The organism is Methylomarinum vadi, from assembly GCF_000733935.1.
Classification (GTDB): domain Bacteria; phylum Pseudomonadota; class Gammaproteobacteria; order Methylococcales; family Methylomonadaceae; genus Methylomarinum; species Methylomarinum vadi.
In genome coordinates, this window is sequence record NZ_JPON01000001.1 from 198876 (window position 1) to 225363 (window position 26488).

A 26488-nucleotide genomic window follows, 5' to 3' on the forward strand; every position below is an offset into this window, starting at 1 on the left:
TGATAATAGGTCGTCGACAGCTTCCCTTTACACTCCATAAAAAATCGGAGTTAACTATCAGCCATGGACCGAACCGAATTTACACACATCGTTAATCGCCAGGACGATTTGATTCGTGCTTTAGATGTGGATGTCTGGATCGGCATGGAACCCACTTTTACCCGACGCTTTGCCGAAACCCCAGAATGGTTATCGGAAGCCCTGGGACCGGAAAAATTACAATATGCTTACGCACTGTTGGACGAAGTTCTCAAACGCAGTCCCGGGGGCGTTATTTTACACACGTTGGGCAGACAATACGCCGGCGAGGATTTGCCGCGCTGGAATATCGGCTATTACCAAGCGAAAAATAAACAGTTTTGCTGGGATGGTCCGCCGGATCCTTGTCTCGTTACCAAGTCAACGGCCGCCATACTAGAAAAATCCATTGACGTGGCGGCTTTTTGGCAGGCGCTGAATCATGCGCTTAACCAAACTTCATGGCAGTCCACCGTTTTTGTCGTGGAAGAGGGCCTCAAATACCGTATTTTGTTTCGCTGCGACGGCGGTCCTGCGATCGCCGACGTTGTTAGCAAGCCTCAGCTGACTCGCTCTTCGGTACATAAACGGAAAATCTCGCCAACCGGTTTGACGGATCCGTTGTCGGCAAACGGCGACTATTTGATCTGCCTGGATAGGCTAACTGCCGACAGCGCGCATTATACGGGGACCAGCGTCGTGGTTGAGCTGCCAGAGGTGCCGGATGTCCCGGTTTTTGTTCAATTGCTGCAATGCATTGCCCGGGCTGCCGAACAAACTTCGGTCGAGACTTTGGTGTTGCAGGGCTTTCCGCCGCCGGTGGATAAAGACATAGCGTGGACTACCATTACTCCGGATCCGGCGGTCATCGAAATCAATCAGGCGCCGGCGGATAATGCAGAAAATTTTTATGACTATTGTGAAGTGTCGTTTAGCGCAGCGCAAGCGGTAGGCCTGAATCCGTATCGCTTACACTACAATGGCGTGGTTTCCGATTCCGGGGGCGGCGGGCAGTTTACCCTGGGCGGGCCGCAGCCATCGAGTAGCCCGTTTTTCCGCTATCCTCATCTGTTGCCTCGTTTGGTACGTTATTGCAATGCCCATCCGGCTCTTTCATATTGGTTTGCGCCCCCTTCTATTGGCAGTTCAAGTCAGTCGCCACGCACGGATGAGGGGGTGGGCGAGATATTTCGTGAGTTAGCGGTTGCACTAGAACAATTGGAACTCCAGGATGAGCCTTCGCCGGAATTTATCTGGCGCAGCTTGAGTCCGTTTATGGTGGATCCATCCGGTAATCCGCACCGCAGTGAATTGAATATTGAAAAACTTTGGAACCCTTATATGCCAGGGCGCGGATGTCTTGGATTAGTGGAATTCCGGGCGTTTCGCATGTCGCGTAGTCCGGAATGTGCAACCGCGATCGCCGTATTGCTACGCAGTATTGTGGCGATGTTGAGCTTGGAGGATAAAGCGGCCCAACTTGTCGATTACGGGGTCAGCTTACATGACCAATATGCCTTACCTTTTTATCTGCAGAAGGATTTGCAATCAATTTTCAATGACTTGCTGGAGGCTGGGCTGCCTTTGCATGAGTCGCTCAAAGACATGCTGCTGAAAGAACCCGTGCGCTTTATCGGCAAAGCCGCGTTTCACAGTTGTTACATCGAGTTGCAGCAGGCCCTGGAATTTTGGCCTTTAGTGGGCGACGTGGCTTCTCAGGAAGGCGGGGGGTCGCGTCTAGTGGATGCCAGCACCACCCGTTTGCAAGTCACTCTGGGGCTGGAAACTGTCGATGCCTCGCAGCTCGGGGACTGGGAGTTGTGGCTGAATGGTTACCGTGTTCCGTTACACCAGGAACAGGATCGGCAGGGGCCGATAAAGTTGACCGGCTTGCGTTACCGGAGTTTTCAACCGTATATTGGTTTGCATCCGGGAATTGCCCCACGCAATGCCATAACCTTGGTACTGGCGCATCTTGGTTTGGATGAAGCGCTGGAAATCACTTATAGCGAATGGCATCCTAAAGGTTTGGCCTATCCCGGTTTACCCAAGGATATAGAAGAAGCCGAGCAGCGTACCGGCGAACGTTTTAGCACTAGAACGGTTTCTATTAAGGAATTTGATCAGCCAAAAAAACCTCCCGAATCAGCAGTTTCGGACTATTGTTTGGACCTGCGCCGGCTGCCCTGCTAATTAAAACCGGCCAGGATGAGCAAGATGTGTTCTTAAATCTGGGATATCAGCAACTGGAACGGCGTATGGTTGCCTCGGTCATTAACGGAGCTGCTACAACCGATTGGAATCGTTAGAAGTACATAGGGATAGATCTTGCAATCAAGCATTCATAACTTTAGCTAACCAATTGATAACAAATCAACTGCTGCCACTGACGCCTACAATGTGGCAGTCCGCTTGTGGCCGAACGTATTCTGTCAGGATTGAAGGTACAAAACCGATCCTTTATGACCTTCCAACTAAATCTCTGTATGGCGGCAGACTGGGAGAAACCTGACATTCATACAGATGTTTGTGCAAATCCTATAATCGTTAAATTTCTCCACGTCACGCAACGACAACAAGGTTTTTAGAAAGAAATTGCTCTATACAATGGGGGTAGGGTATAAGAATAGCCGACTTGGATAATCTTTTTTGATAGCTCGATTTCGCGTAGCCATTAAAAAGTCACGATCACACATCGGATCATCAATGAAAAATATGGGTCGGCAGTGTAGATGATAAAAATAAAATGGGCCGATAAAATGCTAATTCGGCAGATGAAATAAGGGGAGCGAAGCCATGACAGAACAGCTTGAAATACGGAATATGACTCGATCGGAAGTCGACGAACTGGTTGAGTGGGCTGCGCTGGAGGGTTGGAACCCCGGTCTTCACGATGCCGAATTGTTTTGGGCCACAGACCCGGAAGCATTTATCGCGGCGGACCTTGAGGGTGAGATGATAGGCGGCGGAGCCATCACGTCCTACAACGGAGAGTATGGTTTTATGGGGTTCTTTATCGTACGGCCCGAATTTCGGGGACAGGGATACGGTGATATTCTCTGGCACGCCCGCCGCAATCGTCTTCTTAACCGCCTCAAATCAGGCGCGAGCATAGGTTTGGACGGTGTTTTTGAGATGCAGAATTATTATGCAAAAGGCGGTTTCGTCTTTTCCCACCGCAACATGCGTTTTCGCACCGACATCACTAAACGCCCCGAAGAGTCTCAGGATCAGTACAAGCACATTTCCCCGCTGGCCGACGTATCTTTCGATCAACTTATGGACTACGACCGTACTTGTTTTCCTGCCAATCGTTCGAATTTTCTGAAAGCGTGGCTATCACAGTCCGATGCGCTCGCGTTGGGTTATTTGAACGATGGAAAACTGAAAGGCTATGGCGTCGTGAGACGCTGCAGGGAAGGGTGCAAGATCGGTCCTCTGTTCGCGGATGATGCTAAAGTGGCGGAAGCACTTTATATGCCCCTGTCCGGGTTCGCGGACGGCGGCCCGTTGTTTTTGGATGCGCCAGAGAACAATCCCGCCGCGATGGCGTTGGTGACGAATCATGGCATGACCGAAGTATTCGGCTGCGCGCGCATGTATCTGGGAGCCCCGCCGGTTCTGGCTCACGAGCGAATCTTCGGCGTAACGACCTTCGAGTTGGGATGATACCTAAACGGGATCTGGTGGGTTATGGCCGCAGACCCCCTCATACGCGATGGCCGGGTGAAGCCCGGTTAGCAGTACAGTTCGTGCTCAACATCGAAGAGGGCGGCGAGTCTTGTATTCTTAATGGTGATACGCGTTCGGAAAGCTATCTACATGAACTGCCAGGCCGTCCCCCTCGCACCGGGGAAAGAGATCTTAGCGTCGAAGGGATGTATGAATACGGTTCAAGGGCGGGCGTGTGGCGCATTCTGGAGTTGTTCCGCGCCCGCAATCTTCCTCTTACCGCCTTTGTTGTCGGCAGGGCCCTGGAGCTTAACCCCGAAATCGGCCGAGCCCTGACTGCTGCCGGCCATGAGGTCGCCGGACACGGTTATCGCTGGATTGACTATCACAACGTTTCTGAGGACGAAGAACGTTGCCACATCCGGTTCACCATTGAGCTGATCGAACGGATATGCGGCAAACGCCCCGTCGGTTGGTACACGGGCCGGGTCAGTCCAAACACCCGCCGGCTATTGCAAGAAAAGGGTGGATTTCTCTATTCATCCGACGCCTACAATGATGACCTACCGTATTGGATTGCCGGATCATCGCCTCATTTGGTCATCCCGTACACGTTGGTCAACAACGATGTACGCTATTTGTTACCGAACGGTTTTTCATCCGGAGAGGATTTTTTTCGTTTGCTGAAGGATGCTTTTGATTTGCTGTGGCAGGAAGGCGGGCAACAACCCAAGATGATGAGCGTCGGTCTTCACGCTAGGATTAGCGGGCATCCTGCTCGTGCGATGGCATTAGCGCGTTTCCTAGATTATATTCAAGGACATGATTCGGTATGGATATGCCGGCGAGAAGAGATCGCCAGACATTGGATGAGCGAACATTCCTGGGGAAAGAAAAAGGACGCCGAGCGCGGTAAGGCTAGCAAATCCCAATTTAGAACCACATGATATCCAGGGCTCTGTATTTAAAACTACAGCGATTCAGGCGAGCCCGGTCAAACATTACGACAAGATTATAATCTTCCATTAAGAGAGAATATTCAATGAAATCCAGGATTAAGTTTCAAGCGTTGATGGCATTGTCTCTGCTGGCGCAGAGCGTTTTTGCATTGGACAGGCAGGCGGAACATCATCACGGCCAGGCGAACGCGCATATGAACAGCATGGGTTTCGAGCAGTTGGTAGCCCGTTTTGAGGCGCCCGGTCGCGATCAGTGGCAAAAGCCCGAAGCCGTGATCAATTCACTAGGCGAGCTTAACGGAAAAACCATCGTCGAAATCGGTAGCGGCACCGGCTATTTCAGTTTCCGCTTGGCCGAGGCCGGCGCCCACGTAATCGCCGCAGATGTAGACCGGCGCTTTCTGGATTATGTTGATCGGCGTAAGACTGAACGCAAACTCGGTGACGAAAAACTCATCACTCGACTGATTCCTTACGATTCTCCGCAACTGGGCAAAGCAGAAGCCGATCTGGTTTTACTGGTCGACGTTTATCACCATATCGAAAACCGCGAAGACTATTTCAAACAAGTGCTCGCCGGCATCAAACCCGGCGGCAAGCTGGTGATCGTTGATTTCAAGCTGATCGAGACGCCCGACGGCCCGCCGCTGTCGATGCGGATTCCGCCTGAGCAGGCGCAAGACGAATTGGCGGCCGCAGGCTTCACCCGTTTCAAATTAGATACAAAAATGCTGCCCTTTCAGTATATTTTGACGGCCGAATAGGCGTTTAATGGAAATGTATTCAACTAAAACTTACAATCGCTCATGATGATGTTTCGTGCCACACCCATTTCATGTCGATTTAGGTTGATACCAGGGTTTATAAAAAATGGAAATTAGCGGCTGACTTCGATTTTTAAATAATCAGTATCACTACATCAAATGGTCTTGACGAACATTTCGGTATTTCTGAAGAACTGTTTCAGGTTTGTATCTCATGGTAAAAACATCTAATAAACCGCGGTATTGATATTAACCTGTTTCCATACTAATAGCTTGGGCTTGATTCTTTCTACTCAATTAAAATTGAAGCAATGAAACTAATAAACAAACTGGCAAACTGCAGTCGACTTAAATGGCCTTGGCGGGTTTGGATAATGCTAGGTAGTGTGATTTTAATTGCCGGAATAGCATTCGCCATTGAAAGCGTGCTGAATTCAAATGTAGTTATGTTGTCTTCCGCCGGTTTTTCATGGTTGCCGGTATGCGCCATCATTATATTGATGCTAGGTTTTTTTGATTGTATGGATGCGCTGTTTGCAAAAGAAGTTTGCGATTTTATGCAACGAATGAACGCAGGCATTTTAGATTTGGTCTTCGGATTTTTGCTGCTTTTCGGTGTTTCCGACACCCTGGAAAGGCTGAGTTTAATGATCGTACTCTATTTATTGGTTCGCAGTATGTTAAGAGCCATATTTGCAATTAAATTGCAAATACCTCACATGTCTTTGACTCTGGTTGGTTGTCTTACATCAATGACCCTCGGCTTGATGATATGGATTCAATGGCCGACGTATGAAAGCTGGTTTTATTCCTTTAGCTTAAGCATCGAAATTATATTTCGCGGTTTGCTTATGATTGCTTTTGCTTTTTTTATTAAACAACGGGAAGCTGGAATCAGTAACCGCTGAATAATCGAGTTTCCTGAGCTTTAACAGTAAACATTACCGAAAATGGAATAAGCACAACATCGCAGTATTGTGTTCGAATGTGTTCAATAAATGAGTCGAACCTGGGTGATTTCTCTCAAGCAGCTTACCTATGCCATCACCGTTGAAGATACCTTACATTTCAAAAAAGCTTCCGAAAAATGTAATGTCAGCTAATCGGCACTGAGTAGCGCTCTCAACGAATTGGAAAAACAACTCGGCTTGCAAATTTTTGAGCGGGATAATAAAAAAGGGCTTTGTTGTACATATCGGCATAGCCTCCATATTCGAGGACATGGAGAAGAAAGGAAAGTAACGGCAGAAGCTTAAAACAGGTCGGCCTACACCCAAGCGCTGATCAATCGAGGTTCGCTCACGTTATGGTTTGATGAATCAGTCGTTCAGCATTGGCATCAATAATTTTTACAGTGTCTCCTCATTACTTGGCAATTGAATAATTCAAAGCGATTACTCTTAAGTAGAGAAGGAAATTTTTGTTTTCATGGCTGATTGCAAAAAGATCAAAGACAAATAATGCGGATAACTTGTGGAACTAGTTAATTATCCATCATAAGGTTTAAACCACCGGCTTTAGCCGGTCAGCTTTAGCTGCGATAATTTGCCCAAGGAGGTGGCGATGGACTATAGATACGGCAGCCATACGGTTTACCAAATTGAGTATCATTTTGTTTGGGTTACGAAGTATCGTTATAAAGTGCTGAAGGATGAAATAGCCGAACGAGTGAGAGACTTGGTGCGGCAGACATGCGAAGCCTTTGAGATACGGATTATCAAAGGTGTCGTGAGCAAAGATCATGTGCACATTTTGGTGAGTGCGCCGCCGACTATGGCCCCAAGCGAAATCATGAGGCGAATCAAGGGACGAACTTCGAGCTATCTGTTCGAAGAGTTCCCGCACTTGAAAAAGCGATATTGGGGTCGACATTTTTGGGCCCGCGGTTATTTTTGCGCCACAGTGGGGCAAATGACTGATGAGATGATAAAGCAATATTTGGAGCATCACTTTGAACCTAATCCAAACGATAATTTCAAGATGGAGCCCGACTAAGACGCGTCGTTTAGTCGACGCGTATCCGGACTTTCAGTCCGTTATTGGAACCCACCCGCTTGAGCGGGTGGTTGTTTAGTTGGTAATACTAATTTTCTACTGTCTGCATTTTATTTGGACAATAAAAAAGGCCCGTAACGAAACCGCTACAGGCCTTTATAATATGGAGCTGGTGATGGGACTCGAACCCGCGACCGGCTGATTACAAATCAGCTGCTCTACCAACTGAGCTACACCAGCTGAAGAAGCTGCGTATTATAAAGGCTTTTATCGTAGTGGCAACTGTTTTTTTCATTTTTTTGTTTGCCTTCGTTTTGTGGCTTTGCCGCGCGAACTGTCGAAATCAGTGAACTTGGTCTTAAATTTTTGACCTTTAGCGTTTTTTTGTTTTGTTGTTGGGGCCGTTCCTTTCGGTTGATAGGAAGGAATCAAATGTTGCTTGCCGTTGCCGATCAAGTCGGCGCGGCCCATCCTTTTCAGAGCGTCGCGTAGCATGGGCCAGTTCTTGGGATCATGATAGCGCAGGAAAGCTTTGTGCAGGCGGCGTTGCTTGATGCCTTTCGGTATCGAGATGTCGGTAGCAGTGCGGCTGACCTTGTGCAGGGTGTCCTTGCCGGAATGGTACATGGCCGTCGCGATGGACATGGGCGAGGGCAGGAAGGCTTGAACCTGGTCGGCACGGAAACCGTTGCGTTTTAGCCACAGCGCCAGATTCAACATGTCTTCGTCTTTGGTACCAGGGTGGGCGGCAATGAAATAGGGGATCAGATATTGTTCCTTGCCGGCTTCCTTGGAATATTTGTCGAACAGCTTCTTGAATCGGTCGTAAGTGCCCATGCCGGGTTTCATCATTTTCGACAAAGGCCCTTGTTCGGTGTGTTCCGGAGCAATCTTCAGATAGCCGCCGACATGGTGGGTGACCAATTCCTTAACGTATTCCGGCGATTCCACCGCCAAATCGTAACGCAGGCCGGAGGCGATGAAGATTTTCTTGATGCCCGGCAGCTTTCGGGCGCGCCGGTACAGCCTGATCAGATGGCTGTGGTCGGTATTCAGGTTGGGGCAAATGCCGGGATAGACGCACGATAGTTTGCGGCATGATGCCTCGATTTTAGGGTCTTTGCAGGCCAGCCGGTACATGTTCGCGGTGGGGCCGCCCAGGTCGGAGATATGGCCGGTGAAGGCGGGCGAGGTGTCGCGGATCGCTTCGATTTCGCGGATGATCGAATCTTCCGACCGGCTCTGGATGATGCGGCCCTCGTGTTCGGTGATCGAGCAAAAGGTACAGCCGCCGAAACAGCCGCGCATGATGTTGACCGAATGCTGGATCATTTCGAAGGCCGGAATATTGGTGTTGCCGTAAGATGTGTGCGGCAGCCGCGAATAGGGCAGATCGAACACGCCGTCCATTTCCTGCGTGGTAAGTGGTACGGCCGGTGGGTTAACCCAGATTTGCCGCGCGCCGTGTTTCTGCACTAATGGCCTGGCATTGCCGGGGTTGGTTTCGCCATGCATGACTCGGGAAGCGTGGGCATACAAAATCGGATCGTCCTTGATCATGTCGTAGTCGGGCAAGCGAATGACGGTTTGCGCGCGTTTTTTATTGGGTATCACGCGATGAAAATGGATCACGTTTTCCTGGCCCGGCTTCATTGCCGGTTTATCGGCGCAGGCCGGTTGCTCCTGATACGGATTTTGCGGTGCATCGACTTTGCCGGGTTGATCGATGTGACTGGAATCTTTCTCGATCCAGCCGGCCGGAATTTGCTTGACGAAATGCACGGTGCCGCGGATGCCTTTTAGGTCGCCGATCGTTTCGCCTTGGGCCAGGCGGTGGGCGATTTCGACGATCTGGCGTTCGGCGTTGCCGTAGACCAACAGATCGGCCTTGGAATCCAGCAAGATCGATTTTCGTACCTTATCGGACCAATAATCGTAATGGGCGATGCGGCGCAGGCTGGCTTCGATGCCGCCGATAATGATCGGCACGTTTTTAAAGGCTTCGCGGCAGCGGTGCGAGTAGACGTTGACCGCCCGGTCCGGGCGCTTGCCGGCGGCGCCATCAGGCGTGTAGGCATCGTTGGAGCGGATCTTGCGGTCGGAGGTATAGCGGTTGACCATCGAATCCATATTGCCGCCGGTGACGCCGAAAAATAGGTTGGGACGGCCTAATTTTTTGAAATCCTCGGCGCTGTGCCAGTCCGGCTGGGAGATTATGCCAACACGGAAACCCTGCGCTTCCAGCACGCGGCCGATTACCGCCATGCCGAAGCTGGGATGGTCGACATAGGCGTCGCCTGTAACCAAAATGATGTCGCAGGCATCCCAACCCAATTGTTCCATTTCTTCCATGCTCATGGGTAATTGCGGAGCGGTGCCGAAGCGTTGCGCCCAATATTTTTTATAGCCGAATAGATTGCTTGCCGCTTGCTTCACTGTCTGAAAACTCGATTCAATACTTTATTGTTGTTACGCTTGAAGTCCTGCACGAAGACCGGAAATTCCAATTGGTATTGCTGCTCCAATTGCTTCGCTTTCAGTTGCAATTCTTTCATGCTGGGTTTCGGCTTATTCTCGCCGAAGGCGAAGCCGATGATGTTGCCGCGTCTTCGTACCGGCAAAAACAGGATCCGCCAGTCGAACACGCGGCCCATATTCCAGGCCACGGTTTGGAAGAGGTTTTTGTCGGTACCCCATAGATTTATCACCAATAGACCGGTATCGCTTAACAATGTTCGACAATGGTCGAAAAAAATCTCGTTGCCGACTTCGGGCGCCATGCCCGAGTGGTCGAAAGCGTCGATCATGATCAGGTCGTGTTGCGCCGATTTTATTTTGCTCTGTTGATTGACGTATTCGGCGCCGCAGCCGATCTTGACTTTCAAGCGCGGGTCCAAGGGCAGGCCGAAATGACTGCGCGCGATTTTCAGTACGCCGCGGCGGTATTCGATTACCTTAATGTTGCACTCGGCGAATTGATGCAGCAGAAACTTGGTTACGGTGCCGCCGCCAAGGCCGATCATCAGAATGTCCTTGGGATTATCGTGGAATAGCAGCAGCGCCATCATGGCGCGGGCATAGAGCGAATGCAGTTGGTTCGGGTCGTCCAGCAACATGGTGCTTTGGCGCGCTTCCGAGCCGAAGTGCAGCGCCCTGACGCCATCATGGTCGATAATTTCGATAACCCCTTCATCGTCATGGCTTTGGTGTACAAGTTGACCTTCGTATTTGTACATGGAAAGAAAAATTGCTTTAAACTGATCTATTTTCCCTGAATTGAACGAAATTGTCTTGAAAAATAAAACCCTTAGCCACCGCCAGGTTTTGTCTTTGGCGCTGCCGATGATTATTTCCAATATCTCCACGCCTTTATTGGGTTTGGTCGATACGGCGGTGATGGGGCACCTGGATTCGCCACGATTTTTAGGTGCGGTGGCATTGGGCGGGCTAATTTTCAGCTTTATTTATTGGGGCTTCGGTTTTTTACGCATGGGTACGACCGGGTTGACCGCGCAAGCGTTTGGCGAAAAAAACGGGCCTGAAATCAGGAGTATCTTAATGCGGGCGATTTTACTATCACAGCTTATCGCCTTGATTATCTTGATACTGAATCGACCGTTGGCAAGCTTAAGTTTCGACTTGCTGCAAGGCAGTGCAGCGGTCGAAAGTTTGGCCGTAGGCTATTTCGACATTCGCATCTGGAGCGCGCCGGCGACTTTGTGCCTTTATGTACTGGCCGGATGGTTCCTGGGAATGCAGAATGTCAAGGCGCCGCTAATGGTAGTATTGGTCACCAATCTGAGTAATATCGGCCTGGATATCGGTCTGGTTTATTACTTGAAAATGGAAGTGGTGGGGGTGGCGTTGGCATCGGTGATTGCCGAATATCTCGGATTGTTGGTCGGGTTGTTGCTGCTCATTCGGCGCTTACGTTACGTCACGGGCCGGGCGGAGGGCGTGGTCGATTTCGCGAAACTCAGAGCCATGTTGGCGATCAACGGCAATATTTTCATCCGCACTTGGTGCCTGATTTTTGCTTTCGCATTTTTTACCGCGCAAGGCGCTCGCCTGGGGGAAACGATACTGGCGGCCAACGCTGTGTTGCTGAATTTTCAGACCTTTATGGCCTACGCCTTGGATGGTTTCGCCCATGCGGCGGAAGCTTTGATTGGCAGAGCGATCGGCGAAAAAAACCGGGATTTGTTATCGGGCAGCATCAGGACAGCCGCGCTCTGGTCGTTCACCGTGGCGTGTGGCTTTTCTGTGTGTTATCTGTTGTTCGGATACGAGATAATCGATTTATTGACCGGTTTGCAGCGAGTCAGGCAAATCGCCTATCTGTATTTGCCTTGGGTTATTGCGATGCCTCTTGTTGCCTTTGTTTGTTATTTGTTCGACGGCATTTTTATCGGTGCGATGCTGACGCGGCAGATGCGCAATACCATGCTGTTTTCGTTATTCGTTTGTTATTTGCCGGCTTGGTATTGGGGGCAGGTGTGGGGAAACCAGGGTCTTTGGCTGGCGATGATGGTTTTCATGTTGGCACGCGGGTTGTCAATGGGATGGGTTTTCAGAAAAACACTATTTATCCATAAATACGCTTAATCAATTCAGTTTCGGAGAATTTTATCTCCGCTAAGGGCAAAGAGGTCTGTTAAGGGCTTGCATAATCACACTTTGCCGTGATCGTCTTGCCCGAGTTTCCCCGTGCTTTTGTTCATGCTTAGGAATCCCATTTTTCTCAAGAGAAAGCTTGAAAATTGATAAATCAGTCTTATTAATCAGTTAATGTGCATTTTTTCCTACATCAAGTAGAATGGCGGCAACAGAATTCCATCGCATTCCATCATCAATGGAGAACAACATGAAAAAGTTTTTATTTTTCGCATTATTGGTCGGCGCCACTTCCGCTTTTGCCGACGATGCCAAAAATGAATGGCATAACACCACGCTGAGTGAAGAAACCATCAAGCATATTCAGCATGCGCAATACAACTATAAACAATGCGTGATCGAGGAGATGCAGAAAGAAGGTTATGCCAAGATCGATAGCCGCAACGCCACCGGAGCAATTATCAAACGTTGCGAGGCCGTTTTATCCGGCATGCGCCAAGTATATCTCGATGCCGGTGTTCCCGAAATCATTGCCGACCGCCATATGAAAAAAATGCGTATCGATACCACCCGACGAGTCTTGAAACAGTTAATGTTTGCCGAAGCAGCGCGGGTTGCGGCCGGGCAAAAATAACTCGTTACTCGAGCTGGATGTGGAGGTAACATTTCCGGCCAGTTTCCTTGTATTTTCTCTCAGACGCGGCAAGCCTGAGCAGGCGGTTGTGCTCTAGGTGTGCGCGGAATGACCTAACCCTTACCAAGCCATTATGAATAAAACTTACAGTATAGATTTGTCATTACAACCGACCACTTTTGATTTATGGCATGTTTGCCTGGCCGGAACCGTGCTGGTTCTGGCCTTGATTCTGATCGTTGTGTTATTGACCATGGTCATCAGTTTGGCCCGTGGCGGTAAAAAAGCCGTTGAGCAACAACTTCCTCCGCCGGAACCCGAAGTAAAAGTCGTTGAAAAAATTGTCGAAGTCGAAAAGGTTGTCGAAGCCCCGGCACCTGAGCCGGTGATTTTGAAGGAAGCCACGCCGGATGCGGCGCTGCAATTGTTGAGCATGTTGCAAAAAGAAGCGCGCTTTATCGACTTTATTAAGGAAAATGTTACCGCTTACAGCGATGCCGATATTGGCGCCGCCGCCAGGGTCGTGCATGAAGGTTGCAGCAAAGTCATCAATGAACACTTTACCTTGGAAGCCGTACGTCAGGAACAGGAAGGCAGCAAAGTTACCCTGGATAAAGGCTTCGATGCCTCCCGCGTGCGTTTGACCGGGAATATCGTCGGCCAGGCCCCATTTACCGGAACGTTGGTGCACAAAGGCTGGCGCGTAAGTGACATGCATCTGCCTAAATTGACCGAGGGCCATGATGCCAAGATTATCGCCGCGGCGGAGGTCGAGTTATGAAAAGCTTGTTCGGACATATCAACAGGGATAAAAATGAACAGGAGCAGATGGATCCCGAAACGGTCAATTCCGGTCAGCAAGCAGGCGAATTTGACGAAGCGCAAGCAAATGAAGAACAAAACCTTGAACAATCTTTTGCCGATGACGCGCCTCCCGCTACTTCCGATTCGGATGCAATGACCCAACAAGATGAAATGGTGCAGCCGGATGACTGGCATGGTCCGCGCTACTCGGTCGGGATCGACCTGGGAACGACCCATTGCGTTGTTTCGTATGTGGACCTGAAGGAAAGCGGCGACGAGATAGTGCAGGAAGTGATGCCGATTCCGCAGTTAACGCTGCCGGGCGAGGTCGAAGACAAGCTGCAGCTACCATCATTCTTATATTTGCCGCATGAGGCCGAAATCGCGGAAGGGTCGACCGCCCTGCCTTGGACAGCCAAGCCCGATCGTCTGGTAGGCGATATTGCCCGTAATCTGGGCAGTAAAACGCCGATACGCCTCGTTGCTAGCGCCAAGAGTTGGTTGTGTCATGCCGGCGTCGATTGCAAAGAGGCGATTTTGCCGGCCGATGCTCCGGACGAGATCGAACGGGTCTCGCCGTATCTAGCCACCAAGGCTTATTTGCAACACATGCGCGATGCCTGGCATTACAAGTATCCCGACGCGCCGCTGGAACAGCAGGACGTCACGATCACCGTGCCGGCTTCATTCGATCCGGCGGCACGCGAATTAACCGTGGAGGCCGCGCGAGCGGTAGGCCTGGGACAGGCGATTTTGCTGGAGGAGCCGCAATCGGCTTTATACAGCTGGATCGAAAACAGCGAAGGTGATTGGCGCAATCATGTCAGTGTCGGCGATATCATTTTAGTAATCGATGTCGGCGGCGGCACCACCGACTTGTCATTGATTGCGGTGACCGATCGGGACGGTAATCTGGAACTGACCCGGATTGCGGTCGGCGACCACATCTTGTTGGGCGGCGACAACATGGATTTGGCGTTGGCTTATACCGTCAAGGCGAAGCTGGAAAAAGACAGCGGTAAACGGCTAGAGCCTTGGCAGGTTCAGGCATTGACCCATGCATGTCGGGATGCCAAGGAAAAACTGTTCAACGATCCTGATATCGACAATATTCCTTTGGTGGTGGCTAGCCGTGGTTCTTCATTGATTGGCGGCACCTTGCGTACCGAATTGACCCGAGAAGAAGTTAATCAGGTTTTGGTGGAAGGCTTTCTGCCCGAGGTTTCTGCGGCGGAACGACCGGTTTCAAGGCCGCGTTCCGGTTTGCGTTCGGCCGGTCTGCCTTACGCCCAGGATGCCGGCATCACTCGTCATTTAGCGGCTTTTTTGGCGAAGCAACTGAGCGCGACGGACGAGTTGAAGGATATTCAATTGCCGGAACACGCCAGTTTTCTGCATCCGACCGCCGTGTTGTTCAACGGCGGTGTGTTGAAAGCCGGCGTCCTGACCGAACGCCTGATGAAAGTGCTGAATTCTTGGCTGCAAGCCGAGCAGGTACCGGAAGCCCGCTTGCTGGAAGGTTCCGATCTCGATCTTGCGGTGGCTCGCGGGGCGGCTTATTACGGATTCGTCCGGAAAGGCAAGGGCGTTAGAATCAAGGGCGGCACGGCCGCGTCTTACTATGTCGGCGTGGAAAGCGCAATGCCCGCCGTACCCGGCATGCCGCCGGAAATCGAGGCTTTGTGTATCGCGCCGTTCGGCATGGAGGAGGGCACCGAGGAAGAGTTGCCGGATGATGAATTCGGTTTAATCGTCGGTGAACCCGTCCGTTTTCGCTTCTTCGCCTCCAATACGCGGCGCGAGGATAGAGTCGGTACCCGTTTGGACTACTGGAACGAGGACGAGCTGGAAGAACTCGATGAAATCGAAATCACCTTGCCGGAAGAAGGCCGCCGGGCAGGTGAAATCGTTCCGGTACATTTGTCCGCCGCGGTTACCGAGGTCGGAACGCTGGAGTTGCACGCTGTCTCGCAAAAGGATGATAAGCGTTGGAAAATTGAATTCGACGTCAGAGCGGGGGAAGATGAAGAAGAAGGAGCGGAAGAGGGAGGTGAATAGTTCTTTTTTCGCTCGTTACTCGCGCCTTAATCGCACAAGGAGGTGCGCAGTCGTATCAGAGCATGATCGTCGCCATTAAGAACTGCATGATTGAAATTGCTTTTCCTGCGGCAAGATTTTATTGAATCTAGCGCTTGTGTTTGCAAAACTTTGTAATAAATTGCTTACAGAAATCCGGTCTGTTTCATGTTGTTCCATTTGTTTGCATTTTCGATTTTAGCCACTTTCACTAGCTTTATATCCGGCTATGCCTGTGAAAAATATGCCTGGACCGCTATGGCGGATTGGTTTTTTCTTGGCGGGACCGTTTGTCTGCTTATTATCTATGTCTCGATTTTTTTGGCCTTGACGTTTTGTGGCTTGAGAGCGATCTTCAACGGCTTACGGCAATATTTTTCACTAACCGAAAGTAACAAAAGAAAAGTTCTTTTTAATCAACTCAGGTTAAGGAATCTGGAACAGCGGCACCGCCTTGAAAAGCAGCAAATTGATTATCGTACAGCTCATAGGCGTATTGCCCTATTCCGCAACAACAATAAAAAACATATTCGCTCCTTGTCGGACTCGATAACGGCAAACCTCGCTTCCAGACGAGATAGAATTCCCGCCGACACCTATCGATCATTGAAAAAATCAGTACACCAAAACTTCCGTGCGGAAAATGTAAAAGGCCTGCTCGAACTCCATTTGGAAATCATGTCTTTCCGTTGAGCCCCGTTTATGTCGACATTAAAACGCTGGAGCCATGAACTGATGGATTGCTTGCTGAAGGCCAAAGAACAGTATTTGCATTGGCAGTTACAGACTCATGATGAAAAAGCGCGGTTGAAAACGGCGCGAGCATTGTCCGAGCAGGAGCTACAAGCAAAGCTGAAAAAACAGCAATTGCTGCTCGAGCATGAGTTGGCCGTATTAAAGACCAAACATAAGACTGAATTGGACATGCTTAAGATTAAAAGCAGGCAGGATATCAGGGATTATCGCGAATATCTGCAGTCGCTGGATCAGTTGAAGATAACTATTGCCAATAAGTACAGCCATTTACCCGAAGCGATGACATTCATGATTCATCATCATGCTAAGCATTTATTGAATCAAATGTGGGAAAGCGATGACCTGCAGGAAAAAATCAACAAGGAATTGCAATTAATTCAATTCATGACCAGCATCAACGATGACATACGTGCGGCTACGGAAAACGAAACTAAGGAATTGTTACCGCTTAAGACCCTGGAATTACTCAACAAATAGCTTGAAAGATACTGCCGCATCTAGTGTGTCAAGATGAGAGTAATTCACTTAATTGATGCAGTTTGCATTCTGCTTTTCGCACCAATGGCACTAAGTTTCTTCAAACCAATTAACGGACATATTTCATTTGGTTTTAAGGAAGGGGTAGAATACGCTTCGGTCGCTTGTTGCGTAACGAGACAAGTAAAATACCGTTATTTATTGCAAATCGCATGTGATTTGTATGGTTAAAGGACTTTCGAATTAATGAATCTTGAAGTTTTTTTGTCGTTGTTCAGCCTTTTGCTGATCTCTCTTGTCGTCTATATCCTGGCGCAAAAAATCCGCATTCCTTACACCGTGCTATTGGTGATCGCCGGTTCGTTATTGGTACCGATTTCGCAAATCGAGTTTTTCTCTTTCATCAATAGTTTTGAATTGACGCCCGAACTATTGTTCTTTGTCTTCCTGCCCATTCTGATTTTCGAGTCGGCCTATAATATCAAGATCAGCAATATGCTGAGTAACATCCGGGCGATCAGTTTGTTGGCGATCGTCGGATTGCTGGTTTCGACTTTTTTTATCGGTATTTTCGGCCATTTCTTATTTCAGGCCTTGGGTTTCGATGTGCCGATAATCGTCATGCTGTTGTTCGGCGCCATCATTTCCGCGACCGACCCGGTGGCGGTACTGGCCTTGTTTAAGGAATATGGCGCGCCGCGACGGTTGACGCTGATCTTCGAAGGGGAGAGTTTGTTCAATGACGGAACGGCGTTCGCCATGTTTCTGGTGTTTCTGGAAATTTTGCTGCACGGCTATTCCGGCACAAGTTCGATCGTCGGCGGCTTGCTGAATTTCGTGATCATGGTATTCGGCGGCATTATCTTTGGCATGATAATGGGTTTCTTGTTCGCCAAATTGATCGAATGGGTCAAGGGGCACGAGCATCTGGAAATCACGATGACTTTATTGGTGGCCCATTTCACTTTTATCTTGACCGAAGTGATTTCCGAGCATTTGGTGGTTGCCGGGCAGCAGATTCACCTTTCGTCGATTATCGCGACCATGGTCGCTTCCATGATCATCGGTAATTTCGGACGCTTTAAGATGTCGTTGGCCGTCGAGGGTTACATGGAGCGTTTCTGGGGCTATTTCGGCTTTATCACCAACTCGCTGGTATTCATTTTGATGGGATTGCTGTTCGTTGAGCAGTCCATCGACTTGCATGTCGCGATCATGCCGATCATCCTGTCCATCATCGTGGTCATGCTGGGTAGGGCGCTGGCGATATATCCGGTATTGGGCTTTTTAAATCTGACCAAAAAAGAAGAGCCGATCCCATTATCTTGGATGCACTTATTGTCGTGGGGCAGCCTGCGCGGTTCCTTGGCCGTCATCATGGTCTTGCTGATTCCGGATGACTTGTCATTGTCCAATTGGCACTTCCCATTTTCGATCAAGGATTTCGTTACCGCGATTACGATCGGTTCGATTTATTTCACGTTGTTGGTCAAGGCGACCAGCATCGGCAAAGTGATGAACAAACTTGGTATCGATGCGTTGACCAATTATGAAGAAGTCAGCTATTACAAAAGCAAGGCACTGATTTTTGAAGAGGCTCAGAATACGCTCGATAAGTTGCTCGAGGATCAGAAAATCAGCGAAGAACAATACCGAGATCTGAAAAAATATTATCAGCAAAAACATGAAGCGGTTAAGCAGGAATATCAGAAGAAAATAGGTGACGACCGCGAGTTGACCGAAAACCTTTTACGCGTCTTCGTTCTGGGTCTGGAGAAGGCCGAGTTGAAGGAGATCTACCGCCGCGGCGAGATCAACGAGAAGGTTTACAAAAAAATCCTTAATCTGCTGGATATTCAGATGGAGCGTGTCGAAAGGGGACGATCACAGTTGACTACGTTGCAAGAAAAATTCCCGGTTGACAGTATCGAACGCTTCATCAACGCGATCCGAAGACTCTTGTTCATGCCTTCGCCGAATCTGCAGCCGCAAGAGTTGTATATTTATTACCGCACCCAATTCAAACTGCTGGAGATGGTGATTTCCCGCCTGGAAGGGCTGAACGATACCAGTTTGGTCGAGGTGTTCGACGATAAGGAAGCTTTGAATAAAACCATTGGACTATACAAGGCGCTAGCTGAGAACACCAAAAATAATCTTGATCAAATGCTGGAAAACAACTATGAATTGCTGACCAATTTCAATGCGATTTCCGGCGAAAAGACATTGGCGGCAAAGGAATTGGAGACCCTCGACCGCCTGAGCAAGAACGAGATTATCACCAGTAAGCTCTATATCATGTTGCATAACGAGTTGCGGAAAAAATAGTGTTGTAACGTGGTTTCCCTCGTCAGAAGGAAAGTATTTTTCTGACCGTTCACACTGAGGTGGGTTGATGCAAAAACACAAGCTTTATCGTTGTATCGCCTGCCTTCGGCCGATTCCCGCCAACGCCAAGATTTGCAGTCATTGTGGCACCCTCCAGAAGCCTTCCCTCTGGAGTAAAGTCGTCGGTTTTTTAAAATGGGTGGGCGGTATCGCCACGGTTATTTCATTGGCAAGTGCGGCCATTCAATTGAATTCGGTTGTCTCGGATATAAACGCCAAAAAACGGACGGTCGAGAGCTATACCGCCGCGGCGGAAAATGAATTTCGTTTCGGTGACTACGGCAACGCCCAATTACTGTTGAAAAAAGCTGTAGAATTAGATCCTTATTCCGATTCGGTGCAGCAATTGCAGGTTGATTTTCTATTACATGAAATCAGTCAGTACTATTTTACTTCATGGGGTGTCCAAGAAGTTTCAAAACTTCGTATTGGGTTGGACAATAAAGGATATCCTAATTATTGTTGGTATCACTCAGGGGTTTATAAAAAAAGACTACAAACCTACTTTGCCGATTTTCACGCCAATGAACTGCTGGCCGTAGCCGCGGCGAGCTCCGAAAAAAGCCGTAAAGCGGATATCATGGCTCATATTGCCTGGTTGAATCTATTGACCGAAGGTAAAAAAGCAAACGAGGACATTAATAATTTGTTCATGGTAGCTCTTCGAGCCGATCCAGATAATGTTTTTGCTCTAGTAATGAGCAGTGCCTGGGAAGCACAAAGACCCCTACCTTCTGAGGAAAAATTAGCTTTGGCGCTGAACAATTTCAGTCGAGTTCGAACACCGAACAAAAGTTTGCAACTATGGTTATACGCGATGCAGTTCAAGATTTTGCATCAAATTGATTCGCCGGCGGCCTTTATCGAAAGCATTCGCTTGGCAATGGCGCCGGAGCAGAAACACCTTTTTCCAGAGGTCGCAATTGATCTTCTCTCTGCCATGGTAAGGCTCATATCTGGGGGACAAGAATTTGATCAGTCAGGGATAAAGCAACCAGTTTCATTGCTATTAAGCACATTCTCGGTAAATGAATTGACTGAATTTACCAAGTTTCTGTACGAGCGTGCCATAAGTTGCCAACCCGGACCGTGTTGCGGTCCAGATATATCCATCCAGGCTAAATTTAATTATCCATCATAAGGTTTAAACCACCGGCTTTAGCCGGTCAGCTTTAGCTGCGATAATTTGCCCAAGGAGGTGGCGATGGACTATAGATACGGCAGCCATACGGTTTACCAAATTGAGTATCATTTTGTTTGGGTTACGAAGTATCGTTATAAAGTGCTGAAGGATGAAATAGCCGAACGAGTGAGAGACTTGGTGCGGCAGACATGCGAAGCCTTTGAGATACGGATTATCAAAGGTGTCGTGAGCAAAGATCATGTGCACATTTTGGTGAGTGCGCCGCCGACTATGGCCCCAAGCGAAATCATGAGGCGAATCAAGGGACGAACTTCGAGCTATCTGTTCGAAGAGTTCCCGCACTTGAAAAAGCGATATTGGGGTCGACATTTTTGGGCCCGCGGTTATTTTTGCGCCACAGTGGGGCAAATGACTGATGAGATGATAAAGCAATATTTGGAGCATCACTTTGAACCTAATCCAAACGATAATTTCAAGATGGAGCCCGACTAAGACGCGTCGTTTAGTCGACGCGTATCCGGACTTTCAGTCCGTTATTGGAACCCACCCGCTTGAGCGGGTGGTTGTTTAGTTGTTTACACTTCTTGGCTTCTTTTATGAACAGAGCGGACAAAATCAGCTTTCCTTAGAGAACTACAAGCAATATCAACGTCTAGGTATACAGGTTGGCGGTTTTGTAAGCGACGAATTCGTCTACGCCGCTCTCCACCGCATCATGGCAACCAATCGAATCGAAGCATTTGATGCCGTCCTCGTTCGCCAGGATGATCCTCGGGGTCCGCTAAAAAAAGGCGATATCATCTTACGGCTTAATCAACAGAATAATATTAACAGTCGATTAGTCAGGGATCTCTTTGTCGATCGCGATATAACTGATTATCGGGTAAATATTCTGAGAAACGGAGAAATACTGGAGATGGCGATTAATCATCCAATTCTATATATTCGTGATGTGGTTTTGCCAGCAGAAATTGCCTCAGCCGAAACCATGCCGCAACGGCGTCAGATACTTTTTCACGAATGGATTGGTAAACTAGACGGCTAAGCTATTGTTCCAAGCAACTATTCACAGTTTGAGTGTTTTTGCGGCGTTTAGGGTAGGGTGTTTGTCTGGCAAAGAACGCGAAGAACCCATTCATGGAGGGAGCTTGACGACGACATTTGGCCGCCGAGGAAGGGAGAAATGCAGATTTTGCATGGCGCAAATCTACCCTGCCTTCGATATTCTCGCTGAACACACCCTACGTTCTCTTGTATGTTCAAATTGCGAATGACTGTTCTTTACAGGTAAAGACTAAGGAAATGCAGATTAATTATCCATCATAAGGTTTAAACCACCGGCTTTAGCCGGTCAGCTTTAGCTGCGATAATTTGCCCAAGGAGGTGGCGATGGACTATAGATACGGCAGCCATACGGTTTACCAAATTGAGTATCATTTTGTTTGGGTTACGAAGTATCGTTATAAAGTGCTGAAGGATGAAATAGCCGAACGAGTGAGAGACTTGGTGCGGCAGACATGCGAAGCCTTTGAGATACGGATTATCAAAGGTGTCGTGAGCAAAGATCATGTGCACATTTTGGTGAGTGCGCCGCCGACTATGGCCCCAAGCGAAATCATGAGGCGAATCAAGGGACGAACTTCGAGCTATCTGTTCGAAGAGTTCCCGCACTTGAAAAAGCGATATTGGGGTCGACATTTTTGGGCCCGCGGTTATTTTTGCGCCACAGTGGGGCAAATGACTGATGAGATGATAAAGCAATATTTGGAGCATCACTTTGAACCTAATCCAAACGATAATTTCAAGATGGAGCCCGACTAAGACGCGTCGTTTAGTCGACGCGTATCCGGACTTTCAGTCCGTTATTGGAACCCACCCGCTTGAGCGGGTGGTTGTTTAGTCAGTATTTTGTAAGGTTATGGGAAATCTCATTTTCCTTAACCGGGTGCTGAGAAATCCAGGACGGAGTTAGTTGATTTATTCAGAGCTTCCCTAACTCTTATTTACCGCCGGTCTATAATGAAAAGCGGGCTATTTACCTTTCAAGCTGGAACCGTTTCACAGCAACTAATAACCACAATGCTATTTAGAAAAATACCGGGGAGTTCGGATGGAAATTGAAATATTCAAGATCATTGCCCCTTATGCGGGGCTTGCCGGACTTATTATTGCTTTCCTTATCTATCGTTTGATTTGTACTTGCGATGCCGGTTCGGACAAGATGCGCGCGATTGCAATCCTGATTCATGACGGTGCCATGGTGTTTCTGAAGTCGGAAGCTAAAATTCTGCTCATTTTTGTCGTCTCGGTCGCCATTTTAGTGTATTACCAAATCAGCCACGCAACTGCTTACGCTTTCCTGGCCGGGGCCACTTGTTCTCTTTTCGCCGGTTTTTGGGGTATGAAAGCGGCCACTAAAGCCAACGTGCGCACCTCGGCCGCCGCGAAGCAAAAGGGGGTTGGCGCCGCGTTATTGATCGCGTTCGGCGGCGGTTCGGTGATGGGTTTGGCAGTCGCATCGCTGGGCCTTGTCGGTGTGGCCTTGGTGTTTACGTTGATCGATCCGTCCGACATGGCCAACTATAAGACATTAAGCGGTTTTGCGATGGGCGCCTCGTCGATCGCGTTGTTTGCCCGTATTGGCGGGGGCATTTATACCAAGGCGGCCGATGTGGGCGCTGACTTGGTCGGCAAGGTAGAAGCCGGCATTCCTGAGGACGATCCGAGAAACCCGGCCACGATCGCCGATAATGTGGGTGACAATGTCGGTGACATCGCCGGCATGGGAGCGGATATTTTTGAATCCTATGTCGGATCGGTGATCGCCACGGTGGCGATAGCGGCTAACTCGACCAACTATGTCGATATCGCCGTCATGCAACCTCAGGCTTTGCTCTTACCCATTGCTTTGATTGTGTTGGGGTTGGCGGCCTCCGTGATTGCCGTTCTGGCGATGATCCTGTTGAAAAACCTTAGACCGGCCTATGCCTTGGAGACGGTTATTTGGTTGGCGGCGTTGTTGTTCTTGTCCGCTGCCTATCTATTGATTCATCAATGCGGCATACAGTTCGTGCTCGAGCAACAGCCAACATCTGCCGACGGGCCATTCTATGCAGTGGTCGGCGGCACGCTGGCCGGTATTTTTATCGGTCGGGTAACCGATTATTACACCGCGAAAAAACCCATAGCACATATCGCCGCCGCCTCTAATTTTGGCCCGGCCACTAACATCATTGCCGGTTTGGGGGTAGGGATGCGATCCACTGTCTTGCCGATCGCCGCAATTTGCATCGCCATCGTGCTGGCGTATCATTCCGCTGGTTTATACGGTATCGGCATTGCCGCCGTGGGATTGTTGGCCACCACCGGAGTCACCATGTCGGTCGATGCCTATGGCCCGATTGCCGATAATGCGGGCGGGATCAGCGAAATGTCCGGGCTGGGAGCGGAAACCCGGCGAATTACCGATACATTGGATGCCATAGGCAACACCACGGCGGCGGTCGGCAAGGGTTTTGCCATCGGTTCGGCCGCTTTAACGGCGTTGGCGTTGTTTTCCGCTTATGCCAGCGCCTCGCAAATGGATAACATCGATTTATTGAGCCCCTTGGTCGTAGTAGGCATGTTTGTGGGGGGGGCGATCCCTTTTCTGGTTAGTTCGTTGACAATGACCTCGGTTGGCAAGGCCGCTCAGGACATGGTCGATGAAGTGCGGCGTCAGTTTCGGGAAATTCCGGAGTTGATGGCGGGAGAGGCCGAGCCCGATTCGGCCCGTTGTATCGAAATATCGACCAAGGCCTCGTTGCGCGAAATGATTCTGCCGGGTATGGTCACCGTGACGGTCCCGGTTTTTATCGGTTTGATTCTGGGTAAGCAGGCGCTGGGAGGCTTGCTGGCCGGTTCGTTGGTGACAGGGGTGCTGATGGCGCTTTTTATGGCGAATGCCGGTGGCGCCTGGGATAACGCAAAAAAACTGATCGAAGGGGGGGCTCACGGCGGCAAAGGCAGTGATGCGCATAAAGCAGCGGTTTGTGGCGATACCGTAGGGGATCCTTTCAAAGATACTTCCGGACCCTCAATGAATATTGTCGTTAAATTGATGGCGATTGTCTCATTGGTGATAGCACCCTTATTGTGATTGCACTGTTACAAAGTGAAGCAAGTAAATTGATTGTTCACGGAAAGTAGTTTTGACTATTACTATGGGAGTTGTAATAATTCGGTGACGTCTGCAAGCTATACTCATGGTTCAAGCGGCATTGCAGCCGAAATCGTGGTGAATCCTTAGCTTCATCTGCATCAACACTGGAGAATTGCGTTGTATGTCCAAAGATACCCTATCGATACGGCATAACAGGACAGGCCGCGAGGTAGAATACCCTTTGCTTAAGGGGACCTTGGGTAAGGAAACGGTCGATATTCGTTCACTCTACAAGGATCTTGATTGCTTTTCTTATGATCCGGGGTTTATGGTAACGGCCAGTTGTAGAAGCAACATCACTTTTATCGATGGCGAAGCTGGCGTTCTGCTGTATCGCGGTTATCCAATCGAACAATTGGCGGAAAACTGCGATTTCATGGAGGTTGCCTATCTTTTGATGTACGGCGAATTGCCGAACAGATCCGAATTGGATATCTTTGTTCAAGAAATCGGTAAGCGTTCCATTTTGGATGAATCGCTGCGAGTGTTTTTCGAGGGCTTCCACTACGATGCCCATCCGATGGCGATGTTGGTTGGCGTGGTCGGTTCGCTGTCGGCTTTTTATCACAGTGAACTCAATATGAAAGATCCGGAACATCGCCGGATTTGCGCCATGCGGCTAATCGGTAAAATGCCGACTATCGCCGCCGCATCCTATCGCCATTCGGTCGGTAAGCCGTTCGTATTTCCGCGGCTTGATTTGAACTATTGCGAAAACTTCCTGAATATGATGTTTTCGCGGTCATCGCCTAATTATATCGATCCGAACCACTATATCGATCCCGAGGCGGTCAAGGCGCTCAATTTGTCGCTAATTCTCCATGCCGACCACGAGCAAGGCGCCAGTACCTCGACCGTTCGTCTGGCTGCCAGCACCGGTGCCAATCCTTATGCCTGTATTGCGGCCGGTATCGCCGCTTTATGGGGGCCGGCCCATGGCGGCGCTAACGAGGCCGTGCTGAATATGTTGGCAACGATCGGTACGGTTGACCGTATTCCCGAATTTATCGCGAAGGCCAAGGACAAAAAAGATCCGTTTCGACTGCTGGGATTCGGACATAGAGTCTATAAAAATCATGATCCCAGGGCTAGAATCATCCGGCAAACTTGCCATGATCTATTGAATAGCGGTAAAAATGCCGATCCCTTGTTTGATCTGGCCTTGGCCTTGGAAGAATACGCCCTGCAAGACGAATATTTTATCGAAAGAAAGTTGTATCCGAATGTGGATTTTTATTCGGGTATTATCTACAAGGCTTTGAATATTCCTGTTGAAATGTTTACCGTGATGTTTGCCATAGCCCGGACCGCCGGCTGGGTATCGCATTGGTTGGAAATGATGGACGAACCCAATATCCCGATCGGTAGACCGAGACAATTATATTCAGGCCCTGACAAACGGGAATTCCTATCGATAGACGAGCGTTAAATTAAACAGGTGACCGGTTTTCGTTGCTTCGCTTTCCGCAGTATACGAATAGAGCTTTTTCTGTATATCGAGCACTGAACCTTGTCTCATACAACAATGAAATAATAAACAAGACATGATTAGGCATGTCGAGCAGGTGGAGGAAAGAATTGGAAACAATTTACCGAATGACATTGAACGATGCCAAACGAGTTGCGAATGCGGCAGAGACGGAAGCGCGCTTCAATAATTGGGATGTGGTGATAGCGATTGTCGACCATGGAGGTCATTTGCTTTATTTGCAAAGAGAAAATGCCCAATTGGGCAGTATCGAAGTGGCCATCAGCAAGGCAAAAACGGCGGTTTTGTTTCGTACGCCAACCCGGGCGCTTGAGCAAATGGTCAGTGACGGCAAGCAAGGTTATTTATCGATGCCGCAAATGTTACCTGTTGAAGGGGGAGTGCCTTTGTTACACAACGGTCAGGTAGTGGGCGCTATCGGTGTCAGCGGTGTCAACTCGGTGGCGGATGGCAAAATCGCTAATGCGGGCGCTAAGGCTATCTGAATCGTTGCTAAG

At 49.2% G+C, this 26488-nt stretch carries 22 protein-coding genes and 1 tRNA gene; 20 read left to right on the forward strand and 3 right to left on the reverse strand.

Features of this window, described 5'->3' with window-relative positions:
* Positions 1 to 63 precede the first annotated feature (63 nt).
* From EP25_RS0101100 to tnpA (EP25_RS0101130), 6 genes are all read left to right on the forward strand, one after another.
* Positions 64 to 2211, forward strand: a complete 2148-nt coding sequence (locus EP25_RS0101100) for a transglutaminase family protein (protein ID WP_031432205.1) — start codon at positions 64 to 66, stop codon at positions 2209 to 2211.
* A 603-nt stretch (positions 2212 to 2814) separates the two neighbouring features.
* Complete coding sequence (locus EP25_RS0101105; RefSeq protein ID WP_031432206.1) at positions 2815 to 3687, forward strand: GNAT family N-acetyltransferase; 873 nt, start codon at positions 2815 to 2817, stop codon at positions 3685 to 3687.
* Positions 3684 to 4637 carry an allantoinase PuuE gene (puuE, locus tag EP25_RS0101110; RefSeq protein ID WP_051906312.1) on the forward strand — a complete coding sequence of 318 codons (954 nt, stop codon included), beginning with the start codon at positions 3684 to 3686 and terminating at the stop codon, positions 4635 to 4637. The genes EP25_RS0101105 and puuE overlap by 4 nt, the downstream gene beginning before the upstream one ends.
* Before the next feature lie 95 nt (positions 4638 to 4732).
* Positions 4733 to 5413 (forward strand): class I SAM-dependent methyltransferase, encoded by a 681-nt coding sequence (locus tag EP25_RS0101115; protein WP_051906313.1) that lies wholly within the window; start codon positions 4733 to 4735, stop codon positions 5411 to 5413.
* Positions 5414 to 5787: 374 nt separating this feature from the next.
* On the forward strand, positions 5788 to 6321 hold the full coding sequence (locus EP25_RS0101120) for a hypothetical protein (protein ID WP_031432209.1): 534 nt from the start codon (positions 5788 to 5790) through the stop codon (positions 6319 to 6321).
* 655 nt (positions 6322 to 6976) lie between these two features.
* The gene (gene tnpA, locus EP25_RS0101130) at positions 6977 to 7408 is read left to right on the forward strand and encodes an IS200/IS605 family transposase (RefSeq protein ID WP_031432165.1); all 432 of its coding nucleotides are present in this window, start codon (positions 6977 to 6979) and stop codon (positions 7406 to 7408) included.
* Between the two features lie 164 nt (positions 7409 to 7572).
* Here the strand turns inward: tnpA (EP25_RS0101130) and EP25_RS0101135 are convergent.
* From EP25_RS0101135 to EP25_RS0101145, 3 genes are all read right to left on the reverse strand, one after another.
* Positions 7573 to 7648, reverse strand: a tRNA-Thr gene (locus EP25_RS0101135).
* A gap of 51 nt (positions 7649 to 7699) precedes the next feature.
* Positions 7700 to 9844 (reverse strand): YgiQ family radical SAM protein, encoded by a 2145-nt coding sequence (locus EP25_RS0101140; protein WP_031432210.1) that lies wholly within the window; start codon positions 9842 to 9844, stop codon positions 7700 to 7702.
* The gene (locus EP25_RS0101145) at positions 9841 to 10644 is read right to left on the reverse strand and encodes a spermine/spermidine synthase domain-containing protein (RefSeq protein WP_031432211.1); all 804 of its coding nucleotides are present in this window, start codon (positions 10642 to 10644) and stop codon (positions 9841 to 9843) included. Before EP25_RS0101145 ends, EP25_RS0101140 begins: the two co-directional genes overlap by 4 nt.
* A gap of 55 nt (positions 10645 to 10699) precedes the next feature.
* On the opposite strand from EP25_RS0101145, the gene EP25_RS0101150 reads away from it, so the two are divergent.
* The 14 genes from EP25_RS0101150 (at position 10700) to EP25_RS0101215 (ending at position 26476) form a co-directional block, all read left to right on the forward strand.
* Positions 10700 to 12013 carry an MATE family efflux transporter gene (locus tag EP25_RS0101150; RefSeq protein ID WP_200875001.1) on the forward strand — a complete coding sequence of 438 codons (1314 nt, stop codon included), beginning with the start codon at positions 10700 to 10702 and terminating at the stop codon, positions 12011 to 12013.
* A 259-nt stretch (positions 12014 to 12272) separates the two neighbouring features.
* Complete coding sequence (locus tag EP25_RS0101155; RefSeq protein ID WP_031432213.1) at positions 12273 to 12656, forward strand: hypothetical protein; 384 nt, start codon at positions 12273 to 12275, stop codon at positions 12654 to 12656.
* Positions 12657 to 12789: 133 nt separating this feature from the next.
* A complete protein-coding gene (locus EP25_RS0101160; RefSeq protein WP_031432214.1) occupies positions 12790 to 13437 on the forward strand; it encodes a DUF2760 domain-containing protein in 648 nt (215 codons plus the stop codon).
* A 194-nt stretch (positions 13438 to 13631) separates the two neighbouring features.
* Positions 13632 to 15518, forward strand: a complete 1887-nt coding sequence (locus tag EP25_RS0101165) for an Hsp70 family protein (RefSeq protein WP_031432215.1) — start codon at positions 13632 to 13634, stop codon at positions 15516 to 15518.
* A gap of 276 nt (positions 15519 to 15794) precedes the next feature.
* Complete coding sequence (locus tag EP25_RS0101170; protein ID WP_152555571.1) at positions 15795 to 16229, forward strand: hypothetical protein; 435 nt, start codon at positions 15795 to 15797, stop codon at positions 16227 to 16229.
* A gap of 9 nt (positions 16230 to 16238) precedes the next feature.
* Positions 16239 to 16769 (forward strand): hypothetical protein, encoded by a 531-nt coding sequence (locus EP25_RS0101175; protein ID WP_031432217.1) that lies wholly within the window; start codon positions 16239 to 16241, stop codon positions 16767 to 16769.
* 246 nt (positions 16770 to 17015) lie between these two features.
* On the forward strand, positions 17016 to 19097 hold the full coding sequence (locus EP25_RS0101180; RefSeq protein ID WP_031432218.1) for a cation:proton antiporter: 2082 nt from the start codon (positions 17016 to 17018) through the stop codon (positions 19095 to 19097).
* Positions 19098 to 19164: 67 nt separating this feature from the next.
* Positions 19165 to 20298 carry a zinc ribbon domain-containing protein gene (locus EP25_RS0101185; RefSeq protein WP_031432219.1) on the forward strand — a complete coding sequence of 378 codons (1134 nt, stop codon included), beginning with the start codon at positions 19165 to 19167 and terminating at the stop codon, positions 20296 to 20298.
* A 63-nt stretch (positions 20299 to 20361) separates the two neighbouring features.
* On the forward strand, positions 20362 to 20793 hold the full coding sequence (tnpA, locus tag EP25_RS0101190) for an IS200/IS605 family transposase (RefSeq protein ID WP_031432165.1): 432 nt from the start codon (positions 20362 to 20364) through the stop codon (positions 20791 to 20793).
* Positions 20794 to 20872: 79 nt separating this feature from the next.
* Positions 20873 to 21346: a hypothetical protein gene (locus tag EP25_RS0101195; RefSeq protein ID WP_031432220.1), complete on the forward strand. Its 474-nt coding sequence runs from the start codon at positions 20873 to 20875 to the stop codon at positions 21344 to 21346.
* Between the two features lie 344 nt (positions 21347 to 21690).
* Positions 21691 to 22122 (forward strand): IS200/IS605 family transposase, encoded by a 432-nt coding sequence (gene tnpA / locus EP25_RS0101200; RefSeq protein ID WP_031432165.1) that lies wholly within the window; start codon positions 21691 to 21693, stop codon positions 22120 to 22122.
* A gap of 289 nt (positions 22123 to 22411) precedes the next feature.
* A complete protein-coding gene (locus EP25_RS0101205; RefSeq protein ID WP_031432221.1) occupies positions 22412 to 24439 on the forward strand; it encodes a sodium-translocating pyrophosphatase in 2028 nt (675 codons plus the stop codon).
* A 184-nt stretch (positions 24440 to 24623) separates the two neighbouring features.
* A complete protein-coding gene (locus tag EP25_RS0101210) occupies positions 24624 to 25931 on the forward strand; it encodes a citrate synthase (protein ID WP_031432222.1) in 1308 nt (435 codons plus the stop codon).
* 149 nt (positions 25932 to 26080) lie between these two features.
* Positions 26081 to 26476 carry a GlcG/HbpS family heme-binding protein gene (locus EP25_RS0101215; RefSeq protein ID WP_200875002.1) on the forward strand — a complete coding sequence of 132 codons (396 nt, stop codon included), beginning with the start codon at positions 26081 to 26083 and terminating at the stop codon, positions 26474 to 26476.
* Positions 26477 to 26488: the final 12 nt, after the last annotated feature.

What these genes read in the sequence shown, in the direction of transcription:
- EP25_RS0101100 (WP_031432205.1), top strand. Translation starts at nt 64, where the DNA reads ATGGACCGAACCGAATTTACACACATCGTTAATCGCCAGGACGATTTG.
- EP25_RS0101105 (WP_031432206.1), top strand. Translation starts at nt 2,815, where the DNA reads ATGACAGAACAGCTTGAAATACGGAATATGACTCGATCGGAAGTCGAC.
- puuE (WP_051906312.1), top strand. Translation starts at nt 3,684, where the DNA reads ATGATACCTAAACGGGATCTGGTGGGTTATGGCCGCAGACCCCCTCAT.
- EP25_RS0101115 (WP_051906313.1), top strand. Translation starts at nt 4,733, where the DNA reads ATGAAATCCAGGATTAAGTTTCAAGCGTTGATGGCATTGTCTCTGCTG.
- EP25_RS0101120 (WP_031432209.1), top strand. Translation starts at nt 5,788, where the DNA reads ATGCTAGGTAGTGTGATTTTAATTGCCGGAATAGCATTCGCCATTGAA.
- tnpA (WP_031432165.1), top strand. Translation starts at nt 6,977, where the DNA reads ATGGACTATAGATACGGCAGCCATACGGTTTACCAAATTGAGTATCAT.
- EP25_RS0101145 (WP_031432211.1), bottom strand. Translation starts at nt 10,644, where the DNA reads ATGTACAAATACGAAGGTCAACTTGTACACCAAAGCCATGACGATGAA.
- EP25_RS0101155 (WP_031432213.1), top strand. Translation starts at nt 12,273, where the DNA reads ATGAAAAAGTTTTTATTTTTCGCATTATTGGTCGGCGCCACTTCCGCT.
- EP25_RS0101160 (WP_031432214.1), top strand. Translation starts at nt 12,790, where the DNA reads ATGAATAAAACTTACAGTATAGATTTGTCATTACAACCGACCACTTTT.
- EP25_RS0101165 (WP_031432215.1), top strand. Translation starts at nt 13,632, where the DNA reads ATGGTGCAGCCGGATGACTGGCATGGTCCGCGCTACTCGGTCGGGATC.
- EP25_RS0101170 (WP_152555571.1), top strand. Translation starts at nt 15,795, where the DNA reads ATGGCGGATTGGTTTTTTCTTGGCGGGACCGTTTGTCTGCTTATTATC.
- EP25_RS0101175 (WP_031432217.1), top strand. Translation starts at nt 16,239, where the DNA reads ATGTCGACATTAAAACGCTGGAGCCATGAACTGATGGATTGCTTGCTG.
- EP25_RS0101180 (WP_031432218.1), top strand. Translation starts at nt 17,016, where the DNA reads ATGAATCTTGAAGTTTTTTTGTCGTTGTTCAGCCTTTTGCTGATCTCT.
- EP25_RS0101185 (WP_031432219.1), top strand. Translation starts at nt 19,165, where the DNA reads ATGCAAAAACACAAGCTTTATCGTTGTATCGCCTGCCTTCGGCCGATT.
- tnpA (WP_031432165.1), top strand. Translation starts at nt 20,362, where the DNA reads ATGGACTATAGATACGGCAGCCATACGGTTTACCAAATTGAGTATCAT.
- tnpA (WP_031432165.1), top strand. Translation starts at nt 21,691, where the DNA reads ATGGACTATAGATACGGCAGCCATACGGTTTACCAAATTGAGTATCAT.
- EP25_RS0101205 (WP_031432221.1), top strand. Translation starts at nt 22,412, where the DNA reads ATGGAAATTGAAATATTCAAGATCATTGCCCCTTATGCGGGGCTTGCC.
- EP25_RS0101210 (WP_031432222.1), top strand. Translation starts at nt 24,624, where the DNA reads ATGTCCAAAGATACCCTATCGATACGGCATAACAGGACAGGCCGCGAG.